Raw genomic sequence first — 12,401 nt, forward strand, 5'->3', positions numbered from 1 at the left:
AGAAAGGTAGAGAGGGTTTTAGGGACGAGGTTTCTAGGTCGTGAGTATCGAGATGAAGTGCTTTGCCTCGTGCCTTTATTTTAAACAGGATTCATTGTGAATGTATTGTTGGTATGTTTTTGTTCGTGCGGATAACGTTTGTTTTTAGCTTATTTAAAGCGACCTTTGTTATAGGTTTCGATATTTCGAGAAGGTGACTATCGAGATTAAAGACGATGCCGTTTATTGCTTTTCCCTCGGCCCTGATACATCGTGCCTTGTATTATTCCTTGCGGTTTGTTGTCTTTCCTCATTTCTAAATATAAATCACATAATTGTTATGCATCTCAGGAATATTAATATGTTGATTGTGTATAATTGTGCTCTTATGCCATAGGTGGTTTAAATCAACGGATGAGTCATTCAAGTAATGAATAAGAACATTTATAAAACAGTATTATTTTCCCTTTTAGTTAGTTCACAATCTGTTTATGCAGAGCAAGTCGATATTACAATTTTAGGCACATCAGATCTTCATGGGCGATTTATTCCTTGGGATTACACCACCGATAAACCTAACTTATCCGGCAGTTTAAGCCAAATCGCGACCAAAGTTGGCGAGCTAAGAAAGCAAGATCCTGAGATTATTTTAGTCGATGCGGGTGATGCGATTCAGGGTAATAATATCGAAACCTTTAAAAACGATCCTATCAGCCCGATGATGTTAGGCTTTAACCAATTAAAATATGACGCCTATGTATTGGGTAATCATGAATTTGATTTCGGTTTAAAGGTACTTAAAAATACCATTGCAACCTTTAATGGTACGCCACTAGCCGGTAATATTTTCCATAATGCAACCTCTCCTTTTTTACCGTCTTATAAAATTGTTGAACGTAAAGGCGTTAAAATTGGCATTATTGGTATGGATACACCAATGATCGCCGCTTTTGCTAATGGTAGTGATCGCTTGCAAGATCTGACCTTTAGTAACCCAAGTCTGGAAGTTAAAAAAGTTATTACCCAAATTAAAGATAAAACCGATGCCATCATTTTAGTGGCACATATGGGTATTGATAACGAAAATAACATTGCCGATACTGGCGTAGGTGATATTGCACGTGCCAACCCAGAGTTAGCCGCCATTGTTGCTGGTCATATGCACGTTAAAGTAGATAAGGCGATGATCAATGGGGTTATTATTACTGAACCGTATAAATATGGTCGCGCGTTATCTCGCATTGATTTGAATTTCAAAAAAGATGCACAGGGTAAATACACCCTAATCAATAAAGATAGCTTCACTTATAATATGAATAAATTACCATCAGACCCAACGATGGAAACTATCTTTAAGCCTTATCATCATAAGCTTCAGCAAGATGCGAATAAAGTTATCGGCCAATTAGAGGGTCAAGATCTGGTGCCACAAAATACCATTAAAGGTATTCCTGATAGCCAATTGCATGACTCTGGATTAACGTCACTTTTCCAAGAAGTTGGTTTTTATTTTGCTCCGCAAGCCAATGTGATTGCGGTTCACCTTGATAATATGAATCCATCGTTACCTGTCGGCGATATTAAAGTTAAAGATATTAACTTTAACTATGAATACGCAGGTGGTGAATACACGGTTTATGAAATGACAGGGAAAGATTTAAAAACCTATATGGAATGGTCAGCGGGGTATTTCAATAGTGTTAAGCCTACTGATCTTACTTACAGCTTTGATGCTAAACGTCGTTCATCAAAATACAGTACCCACGACATTTTCGGTGGCGTCACTTACCAAATTGATTTAACCAAAGCGGCAGGTCATCGTATTACCAACCTTAAAATGAACGGTAAACCGATTACGGATGCACAAACTATTAATTTAGGCATGAATAGCTACCGTATGGGACATTTAACGAAAAAAGGTGGGGTACTTGAAGGCCATAAATTTAAGGTGCTCTTTGATTCAAAAGCCCATTACGGCACTGAAGCTGGCACGGTTCGTCAATTAACCATGCGTTATATTCGTGATGTTAAAAAAGGCCATATTACAGGTAAAACTGAAAATGATTGGTCGGTTATTGGCTTATCAACCTCTAAAGCTGATCAACAACGTATCGCTAAACTGGTTAATAGTGGCAAGGTTGCATTACCAAGTATTGATAATGGTCGTTACACCAATACTGCGGCATTAACAGTAGCCGATTTAGCTCGTAATACACATTAATTTATCCATTGCGGTTGTTGGTTATATTATATTAAGTACGCTATAAAAGGGCACATCATGTGCCCTTTGTTAGTTTCGAGGTTCTAAGGTGACGAGTTTCGAGATAAAAGTATGTATTATTATTTATTCGCCCTTAATACTTAGTTCCTGATGCATCGTCCTTTTATTTTCTATTGATTTTCGTGAATAACTCTAATTAATTTTGCAGGTGTACCACCATAAAGAGAATCGGCGGGTACATCGCAATTAACCACAGAATTTGCGGCAATAACAGAGCGTGCGCCAATGGTCACACCTTGATTGATTACCACGTTGCCACCAACCCATACATCATCTTCAATCGTAATTGTATTCCAAATGGTTTTCCAATTACGGCGATTGCGATAATTTAAGTCATGACTAGCGCAGTAAAATTGTGTGTTTGGACCAATTAAGACATTATTACCAATAGTGATTTTAGCACCATCTAACATAGTGACATTCATGTTGATGTAGGTGTTTTCTCCAATCGAAATTGTTTTACCAAATTCACAATAAAACGGTGAGCGCACAATACTGGATGGCGAAATATTCCCCATTAGCTGTTGAAACAGTTCATCACGCTGAGAGCTATCTATATTTTGGTTAATAGCCTGCAATAGATTTAATGCATTTTGACGAATATTTTCAATACAATCTGAGCCCGCATCAAAATCTTCGCCTGCAAGCATCTTTTCAAATTCAGTCATGTTGCCTCTCAACTTATTTTGTATGGGTTTATTTAACGATAATTCTATCACTGGTGATGTTATTTATTTATCACTCGATATTATAGATGAGACAGTGAGTCATATTTTTGCTATCTATTCGAAAAAAGCAGCAGTGAATACCAAGCCCAACCCCGTCACTCTCTATAGTAAATGCCAAACCAACCCTTCCCTACAGCGAATGCCCGCGAGGGCGATAGGGAATCTACTAATCACGTATTGTAGGGATAATTTTATCTATTTTAGGGATTATGACTGTTAAGTATCGCCAATTAGGTGCTTTCATTGTTGTTAACATGAGTAACAAATTAAATACACCATGTTTAGGCTAATTATTTTGAAGAAAACTTATCAAAATAAGACCTAAGCGATACTTTTTATATGAATAGAGATCGTATAGTACGGATTAGATGCATACTGTTAAATACAGCCATTTCTAACTCAAAGTCATACTACGAGCTGAGTGATCGGTATTTGTGGTCTTAAAATCGTTTCTAGGGGCGATTTAACGGGTATTTTAGTCACATAAGATGGATAAGCGTGATCAAAGCGGAAAGATTTAAAATAAATCTAGTAGTATCGGAATTAATTTATGAATTAATGTTAAATGATAGATATCATACTCGTGGGGTAAATTTTTTATTAAATAGATAATAAATATAAATCGCAAAGATATATTGTTTATCTTATTTTGGAGTGATGTTTATAGTGATTTATTTTGATTGTGAAAGTTTTAAAGATAAATTTATTAATGCGATTGAAGATTTTATAAATGAATATAATGATAATGATACCATTATCGCTGGTGACGGTTATGAAATATTTGAAATTGAAGATTTATATGCTTTAAGAGATGCTTCTATAATAGATAAAGATGATCGTGGAATTATAAAAGATGCTGAAGGAAAGGTGATAATTTCTGAATCATGTTTTTGTCATATTTATATAGGTGGGTTCAAATCTAATTATGGGTATATGAATGATGATAATACGGGGGCATGGGTTAAAAACTCTGATTTTTTAAAATATAAAACAATAATTTCAGATGCTGAATTAATTAATAACATGGAGTTTTTCCATAAAAAAATATATATACAAAGAATTGATATTGAGTACCTATCAATAGATGCTGCAAGTAATGAAGATACGTTATATGTTACAGATTTCATTCTTCCTAATCCCTCTGAACATATTCGAATATCAGATAAGGCGAATTTTTTATTTAGCATGAAGCTATTGAATAATAAGTGTGAATCTCCCGTTTGTCATGATAACTTTATTATTATAACTGGTGAAAATCTTAATATTGATGACTGTCGGGTTGCCTGTAATAGTTTAATCTTTGAATCTGGAAGTTTATATGATGTTATTATTAAAGCATCTCCTAATAACTCTGATACTCATGAGGTTGATATTGTAATTAACAATGAATATTTAAATTTAAATTCCACAAGTCTTATTATTTGTAAAGATACAGATGAAGTTATAAAGTTATATAATAAAGCCATATCAACTGGTGATTCTGAATTTGCCATTCTTTATTTTTCAAAAATAATAGAGTTTATTTCTCAAACAGTTGTTAGAGCTAAAATTACTGAACTAGGTCGTAAGGCTTTAAGTAGTAAGAGAGCTATGAATCCAGACGCATCATTTATAAAAGAACTGCAATATCTATTCAAAGATAATTCCTATCAAAAAGATTCAGACTCCATAAAGATAACGGTTCAAACTTGTTCATATGTTAATGATATCATTCCGGTTATTCCAAAATATATGGAAAATAAATTTAAAACAGATTTAAAGAAAGGTGAAGATCATGCTTTAGCCTATGTTGCGAGTTGTATAACTGCAACTCGAAATAATATTGCTCATGCGAAATCAAATTATAAAGCTTCTAACCTTGAGGCAAGTGAAGAACATTATGATGAGTTTGCTAAATTATTGAAAATTATTAGTGAGCATTGTATACGATGGTTTTCTGTTCAAAATCCATTTTCGAGAGTGTTATAACATATTTAAGTAATGACTGAATAAAACCAGATTACTAAACCACGAGGATCGGTCTTATCTCGCGTATAGGAATTACTTAAAATGAACCAGTATTTTCGCTCATTGATCTGCGGCAACCTATCGAAAGGATAAGCCAACAAATATCTATTAAATAATTTTAAAAAGGCTGCCTGTTAGCAGCTTTGGTAGTATCTGAGCGTTACAACGTGCTAGTACGCATAAATAGTCATACTGTTAAATACCGTCCATCGTGGCGGTATTTTTATATTCGAAGCATAACCATCAATCAGAGAGTAGCTGTTCCTCGTTCCTGATACCTCGTCCCTATAACCCTATTGAAACCAAAAAAAGGGCACTTTACGTGCCCTTGAGTTATGTTGTGTTCGCAAGTTTTTACTCGCTGTTATGATTTCTGTGCTTGAGGGTTTGAATGGAAACGAACCGCTTCATCTTCTGTCGCTGCGAGTGGATCGTTGAAACGTTCAACATCCATTTCACCTTCTGATTTAGCAACAATACAGGTTACGACGCTATCACCTGTGATGTTAACGGCGGTGCGTACCATATCAAGCAGACGGTCAACACCCATAATCAATGCGATACCTTCAACTGGTAGACCGACTTGGTTAAGTACCATCGCCAGCATAATGAGACCAACGCCCGGAACACCTGCCGTACCTACTGAGGCTAGTGTTGCGGTTAGAATAACCATGATGTAATCAGTCATTGTAAGGTCGATATTAAACGCTTGGGCAATAAATACTGTTGCCACACCTTGCATGATGGCGGTGCCGTCCATATTAATGGTTGCGCCAAGTGGTACAGTAAATGAGGCAATTTTATTGTTAACGCCTAAACGCTTAGTCGCCGTTTCCATCGTTACAGGAATGGTGGCATTTGATGATGCGGTTGAGAACGCAAACATCACTGCATCTTCCATTTTCTTGAGGAAGGTAATTGGGCTTAAACCAGTAAATGCTTTTAGCATCACGCTGTAAGTGACCAATGCATGCAGTAATAGTGCAGCTACTAAAACAAGGAAGTAGTTAATTAAGCTATAGATAGCGTCAAGACCTAATCCTGTGAACAATTTCGCCATTAAAAAGAACACACCGTATGGGGCAATGTTCATCAATAATGCTACCAGCTTCATGATCACTTCATTTAAATCAGCAAAGACTGCTGCCAGACGCTCGCCCGGTTTACCTGCGGCACTGATTGCAATACCAAATAAAACCGCAAAGACAATAATTTGAAGCGTGTTACCACTTGCCATTGCGCTAATAGGGTTAGTTGGGAACATACCCACAATAACGCTACCTAGTGATGGCGCTTCTTTTGATGCAAATGTTGTTGCTGCACTTAAATCAGCACCGGCACCTGGCTGGAAGATATTTGCCATGGTCAGTGCAAGGGTAATGGCTAAGGCTGTCGTGGTTAGATAAAACGCTAAGGTTTTTCCGCCTAAACGACCCAGTGTTGCTAAATCTTTTAATGAGCTAGTACCACAAACTAGCGATACAAATACCAGAGGCACAACTAACATTTTTAAGCTGGCAATAAAGATTTTACCACCGACATCAAACAGGCCATTTACGATATAGTCATGAATAAAAGCGACATCAGCAAAAAGGGAACGGATCATAAATCCTGTCAGAATACCTAAAATCATACCGAGGATCACTCGGCCAGTCAGTGACATTTTTTTCTTTTCTGTCGTCATTAGAAGTTATCCTTAATGTTTATTTCTCTCTGTCCATCGATTATCAGAGTGCGTTCGGAGAGTAGCAGTTATTCATCTGTTAACGCGAAGTAATAATTGTTATTAACCGCTAAAATTTGCGTTAAGTCACAAATTTTATACCGATTTAATGTTTATAAAATCTATTTTTAACTAATATTTAACGAAAATTGCGATTTGAATGTATATTTTTTTAATAAAACGTTGTTTTTTCGAGGTGTATAGTCGGGATTTTCGAGGCGTAACGATTAGTGGTAAAAATGGCGAGTGACTCGTCAGTGAGTCTGGCGATCAAAAAAGGATGATAAAAAGAGGAAAGAGAAGACAGTCACGTAGTGTTTGTTGGAGGATTTATCAAAAATACGTGACTGTGGGGCTACATGTTAATGCAATTAAAACTGGTAATTATTTCGCCACATTACCCGCGACATTCATGATATCCCAAGTACGGGAAAATGGCGGCGCATAGGCAAAATCCATCATACCTAATTGTTCCGTTGTTGCGCCAAGGCTGATGGCTACGGCAAGAGCATCAACACGGTGAACAGCACCTTTATTACCAATCATTTGTCCACCAAGTAATTTTTTATTATCAGAGCGGTAAACCAATTTAATATAAAGTGGTGATTGACCTTCACAGTAGTTGGTGTGGCATTTGTCACTGATATATACGGTGCTGTAATCAATATTCGCTTGTTGAGCTTCACGCTCTGAGAGTCCGGTGCGAGCGGCTTCTAAGCCTAAAACTTTGACACAACTGGTGCCTAATGTGCCGTCATAACTGAGGTTTTTGCCAGCGATATTTTCACCGACTAAACGGCCCATTTTATTGGCGCCTGTTGCGAGTGGAATATAAACAGGTTGTTGTAACTGTGCATGCCAAATAGTGGCGCAATCGCCAGCCGCCCAAATATTATCTAGTGATGTTTTCCCTTGTTGATCAATGATTATTGCGCCATTGGCTAAACGTTCAATGCCTGTTGCTGCAATAAAATCTGTATTGGGCTTTACACCAGTACAGCAGATCACTAGATCAGTCTCATAAATGTCTTTATCGGTTTTAATACTAGTAACACGATCATCACCAATAATCTCACTCACTGATTCTCTAAGGTGAATCTGTACGCCAGCTTGTTCAAGTTCAGGTTGAATATGTTGGCTGATTTCAGTATCAAAGGCATCGGGAATTAAGCAGGCGGCACGTTCAATTAAGCGTACTGTTTTACCTTGATGGATCATGGCTTCAGCCACTTCTAAGCCAATAAAACCAGAGCCAATAATCGTGACATGTTGGCATAGTGGATCGGCAAGGGCGGTTTTAATATCAAGGCCATCTTGCATACGACGTAGTGAATAAACCCCATGTTTTTCAAGGCCAGCTATTGGGGGTAATATTTCTTTGGCCCCTGTTGCAATCATTAAACGATCATAATGGGTAACGAGTGTTTCCCCTTGATGTTCAACGGTGAGTTGCTGCTGTTGTGGGTCGAGACCAATAACACGATGTTGAGTTAAGACCTGAATCCCTTTTTCTGCAAATTGTGCTGGGGTAAATTCCGCCATGAAATTAGCGTCAGAAAATTCATCACCAATATAATAAGGTAGGCCACAAGCGCCAAAAGAGATCACATTAGACGCTTCATAAACAACAATCTCAGCGGTTGGGTTAATGCGTTTTGCTTTTGCTGCTGCGCTCATGCCAGCGGCTTCACCACCAATAATGATAATTTTCATACTATTGTCTCTTCCTTAAAAAATGGAGAAGGGAGGCAATCAACCTCCCTTAAAACGAGTGTTAAATGTTGATTAAGCCGCTGATTCTTCGCCGTCTAAGTTAACAACGTCATCGCTATTAAAGATAGCCATATCTGTTTCGCCCATCACTTTACTGGTGATTGTGCCTGCGGTGATTGAACCTGAAACGTTAAGCGCAGTACGACCCATATCAATTAAAGGTTCAATTGAGATCAAAAGACCGGCAAGAGCCACTGGCATATCCATTGCTGAAAGTACAATTAATGCCGCAAATGTTGCACCGCCACCAATACCTGCAACACCAAAAGAGCTCACAGTGATAATCGCAACTAAAGTACATAGAAAGCCGATATCCATTGGGTTTATACCCACGGTTGGTGCAATCATTACTGCCAGCATGGCTGGGTAGATTCCTGCGCAACCATTTTGACCGATAGTTGAACCAAACGAAGCGGCAAAGTTAGCAATACCAGATGGAATACCAAGGCATTTTTCTTGGGTTTGCACGTTCATTGGAATTGAACCAGCACTGGTGCGAGATGTGAAAGCAAAAGCCAGTACTGGAATGATTTTTTTCAAGTGGCGTAGTGGGTTAATACCAACAAGCGCAACAAGTGCTAAGTGAATCATAAACATCAGAATTAATGCGGCATAAGAAGCAAAAACGAAGTTGGCAAGATTCACAATATCAGTGTAGTTTGAGCCTGAAATTACCTTGGTCATTAGTGCTAATACGCCAAATGGTGTTAGACGTAATACTAACGTTACCATACGCATAACAATCGCTTGGGCAACTTTAATGAAGCCTTCAAATTGTGCGAAAATTTCAGGTTTTTTCTTAGCAATACCTGTTGCTGATAAGCCAATGAAAATAGAGAAGATAACCACTGCGATAGTTGAAGTACGACGTGCACCTGTCATATCTAAGAATGGGTTGGCAGGAATAAACTCAATTATTAATTTAGCAAACGACATTGCTTCTACATTAGAAAGGGTTGATTCAAGACTTTTAGCACGTGCCATTTCAGCCGCACCTGATGTTAGTCCTTCTGCGGTAAGACCAAAAAGGTTAGCCATTAGAATACCGACACAAGCGGCAATCATGGTAGTAACAATCAGAACCCCAAGAGTCAGGCTACTGATTTTACCAAGTGAGGTGCCACCGTTAAGCTTTAAAATGGCGGAAATAATAGACACCATTACTAATGGAATAATGATCATTTGTAATAGACGCACATAGCCTACGCCGACAATGTCAAAATACTCAATCGATGTTTTGATGACCTCAGAGCCAGCACCATAAAAAACTTGTAGCGCAGCACCAAAAGCAATACCTAATCCTAAACCGGCAAACACACGTTTAGTAAAACTGTAGTGTTTATTTTGCATATGATATAGAAATGCTATCAAGCCAACAAATATGGCGAGGTTTGTTACAATACCTAAAGTCATCATGAATCCTTCATATCAAATAAAAAAGTAGGGTATTTTTATTGTTCCTATCTATTTAGGGTTAAATTTTGCTGGTTTTATAATTAATTACAAGCAAATTAACGCAATTAATGTAAGTGATATTGTCAGAAGGGAAAACGATCAAGATCGCTAATTATGAACGAGAGATGAATATTTGTTTATAAAATTAGAGTTCGCAGCGGAGCTAGATCAATATTCAACAACCTATTAACAATGACAAATAAGTTGATGTATTTGATGCGATATAAGAAGGAAAATGTATAAAAAAAAGACAAAAAAATACCGACAACTGAGTTATCGGTATTCAGTATTAAAATGTAGTGTAAATTACATTACACGCATACCTGGTTGAGCACCTTCATGGGGTTCTAAAATCCAAAGATCTTTACCACCAGGGCCCGCTGCAAGGATCATACCTTCAGACATACCAAATTTCATTTTACGCGGTTTTAGGTTAGCAACCATTACTGTTAGTTTGCCAACAAGTTCTTCTGGTGTGTAAGCTGATTTAATACCAGAGAATACTTGACGCATTTCACCACCGATATCCAATTGGAATTTCAATAGTTTGTCTGCTTTTGGCACGGCTTCACAAGAAACAATCTTCGCAATACGCATATCAATTTTAGCGAAATCATCAAATTCGATTTCAGCTTCAATTGGCTCTTCTGTTAATGGGCTTTTTGGTTGAGCAGCTTCAAGTGCAGCTTTATCAGCCGCCGCTTCTTCTTTTGAGGCTTCAACCATTGCAGCAACATGTACAGGATCGATACGATTAAACAATGCCTTGAACTTAGTGACTTCATGGTTTGTTAGTGGTGTTTCGATGCCTTCCCACGTTAATGTTTCGTTTAGGAAGCCTTCAGTACGCTCTGCAAGTTTTGGCATTACAGGTTTTAGGTAAGCCATTAACACGCGGAATAGGTTGATACCAACAGTACAGATTTCCTGTAGCTCTTGATCTTTACCTTCTTGCTTAGCAACAACCCAAGGTGCTTTTTCGTCAACATACTGGTTAGCTTTGTCAGCTAGCGCGGTGATTTCACGAATTGCGCGGCTGTATTCACGGCTCTCATAAAGATCACCAATGCGTGCTGCTGCTGCAACGAACTCAGTATAAAGCTCTGGTTCTGCAAATTTCTCAGATAACATGCCGTCAAAACGCTTAGCAATAAAGCCTGCGTTACGTGATGCTAGGTTAACAATCTTGTTCACAACATCGCTGTTTACGCGTTGAGTGAAATCTTCAAGATTAAGGTCGAGATCATCAATACGGTTGTTTAGTTTTGCTGCGTAGTAGTAACGTAGGCATTCAGGATCAAGGTGGTTTAAGTAAGTACCTGCCTTAATGAATGTGCCTTTAGATTTTGACATCTTCGCGCCATTCACGGTTACGTAACCATGTACGAACACGTTATTTGGCTTACGGAAACCTGCGCCATCTAGCATTGCAGGCCAGAATAGGCTGTGGAAGTAAACAATGTCTTTACCGATGAAGTGGTAAAGCTCAGTTGAACTGTCTTTATTCCAGAATTCGTCAAAATCAAGATCATCACGCTTGTCACAAAGGTTTTTAAATGAACCCATGTAGCCGATTGGTGCATCTAGCCATACGTAGAAGTATTTGCCAGGTTCGCCAGGGATCTCAAAACCGAAGTAAGGTGCATCACGAGAGATATCCCACTGTTGTAGGCCTGACTCGAACCACTCTTGCATCTTGTTTGATGTTTCATCTTGAAGTGCGCCAGATTTAGTCCATGCTTTTAGCATGTCTTCAAACTGTGGCAGATCAAAGAAGAAGTGCTCTGAGTCTTTCATGATTGGTGTAGCACCAGACACAGCTGATTTTGGATTGATCAGATCTGTCGGGCTGTAAGTTTCACCACAGTTGTCACAGTTATCACCGTATTGATCTTCAGCTTTACACTTAGGGCAAGTGCCTTTTACAAAGCGATCAGGTAAGAACATTTCTTTCTCGGGGTCAAATAACTGAGAAATAGTGCGGCTAGTAATAAAGCCTTTATCTTTTAACTGGGTGTAAACAAAAGAAGCAAGCTCACGGTTTTCAGGTGAGTGCGTGCTGTGGTAGTTACTAAAGTCAATATCGAAACCGGCGAAGTCAGCTTGGTGCTCTTTGCTCACTTCTGCAATCATTTGCTCAGGTTCCATACCCATCTGCTGGGCCTTAAGCATGATTGGAGTACCGTGTGCGTCATCTGCACAGATAAAATGAACTTCGTTGCCGCGAAGGCGCTGGTAGCGCACCCAAATATCCGCTTGAACATGCTCTAGCATGTGACCTAAGTGGATAGAACCGTTAGCGTACGGCAGGGCGCAGGTCACCAGAATTTTTCTTGGATTAGCAGCCATAATTACTTCTTTCGCTCATGATGGGTAGAAAAACATAGCCATAAATACTACCTGATGGACAGCATATTGACTAGCATCGGATACTGATTTATCTGTTTTAGGACGG

Annotated in this window: 7 protein-coding genes; 2 read left to right on the forward strand and 5 right to left on the reverse strand. The window is 38.4% G+C overall.

The window, feature by feature from the left end; all coding sequences use genetic code 11:
• Window positions 1-409: 409 nt before the first annotated feature.
• Window positions 410-2,200 carry a bifunctional metallophosphatase/5'-nucleotidase gene (locus tag ACJZU6_RS06665; RefSeq protein WP_408900840.1) on the forward strand — a complete coding sequence of 597 codons (1,791 nt, stop codon included), beginning with the start codon at window positions 410-412 and terminating at the stop codon, window positions 2,198-2,200.
• A gap of 170 nt (window positions 2,201-2,370) precedes the next feature.
• Here the strand turns inward: ACJZU6_RS06665 and ACJZU6_RS06670 are convergent, their stop codons facing one another.
• Window positions 2,371-2,928, reverse strand: a complete 558-nt coding sequence (locus ACJZU6_RS06670) for a sugar O-acetyltransferase (RefSeq protein WP_080157888.1) — start codon at window positions 2,926-2,928, stop codon at window positions 2,371-2,373.
• Between the two features lie 726 nt (window positions 2,929-3,654).
• Here ACJZU6_RS06670 and ACJZU6_RS06675 point away from each other — a divergent pair.
• On the forward strand, window positions 3,655-4,956 hold the full coding sequence (locus tag ACJZU6_RS06675) for a hypothetical protein (protein WP_408900841.1): 1,302 nt from the start codon (window positions 3,655-3,657) through the stop codon (window positions 4,954-4,956).
• 403 nt (window positions 4,957-5,359) lie between these two features.
• Here ACJZU6_RS06675 and ACJZU6_RS06680 read toward each other — a convergent pair whose 3' ends face one another.
• From ACJZU6_RS06680 to metG, 4 genes are all read right to left on the reverse strand, one after another.
• Entirely contained in the window at window positions 5,360-6,679 is a 1,320-nt protein-coding gene (locus ACJZU6_RS06680) for a dicarboxylate/amino acid:cation symporter (protein WP_080157885.1), read from the reverse strand.
• Between the two features lie 423 nt (window positions 6,680-7,102).
• Window positions 7,103-8,431, reverse strand: coding sequence for a CoA-disulfide reductase (locus ACJZU6_RS06685; RefSeq protein WP_408900842.1), 1,329 nt, complete (start codon window positions 8,429-8,431; stop codon window positions 7,103-7,105).
• A gap of 72 nt (window positions 8,432-8,503) precedes the next feature.
• Complete coding sequence (locus ACJZU6_RS06690; protein ID WP_107250417.1) at window positions 8,504-9,904, reverse strand: L-cystine transporter; 1,401 nt, start codon at window positions 9,902-9,904, stop codon at window positions 8,504-8,506.
• A gap of 348 nt (window positions 9,905-10,252) precedes the next feature.
• Complete coding sequence (gene metG, locus ACJZU6_RS06695) at window positions 10,253-12,295, reverse strand: methionine--tRNA ligase (RefSeq protein WP_408900843.1); 2,043 nt, start codon at window positions 12,293-12,295, stop codon at window positions 10,253-10,255.
• Between the last annotated feature and the right edge of the window lie 106 nt (window positions 12,296-12,401).

Source organism: Photobacterium piscicola, from assembly GCF_046058925.1.
GTDB lineage: Bacteria > Pseudomonadota > Gammaproteobacteria > Enterobacterales > Vibrionaceae > Photobacterium > Photobacterium piscicola.

Bases quoted from the DNA above. Each gene is read 5' to 3' on its own strand.
- ACJZU6_RS06665 (WP_408900840.1), top strand. From the start codon at position 410: ATGAATAAGAACATTTATAAAACAGTATTATTTTCCCTTTTAGTTAGT.
- ACJZU6_RS06680 (WP_080157885.1), bottom strand. From the start codon at position 6,679: ATGACGACAGAAAAGAAAAAAATGTCACTGACTGGCCGAGTGATCCTC.
- ACJZU6_RS06690 (WP_107250417.1), bottom strand. From the start codon at position 9,904: ATGACTTTAGGTATTGTAACAAACCTCGCCATATTTGTTGGCTTGATA.
- ACJZU6_RS06670 (WP_080157888.1), bottom strand. From the start codon at position 2,928: ATGACTGAATTTGAAAAGATGCTTGCAGGCGAAGATTTTGATGCGGGC.
- ACJZU6_RS06685 (WP_408900842.1), bottom strand. From the start codon at position 8,431: ATGAAAATTATCATTATTGGTGGTGAAGCCGCTGGCATGAGCGCAGCA.
- metG (WP_408900843.1), bottom strand. From the start codon at position 12,295: ATGGCTGCTAATCCAAGAAAAATTCTGGTGACCTGCGCCCTGCCGTAC.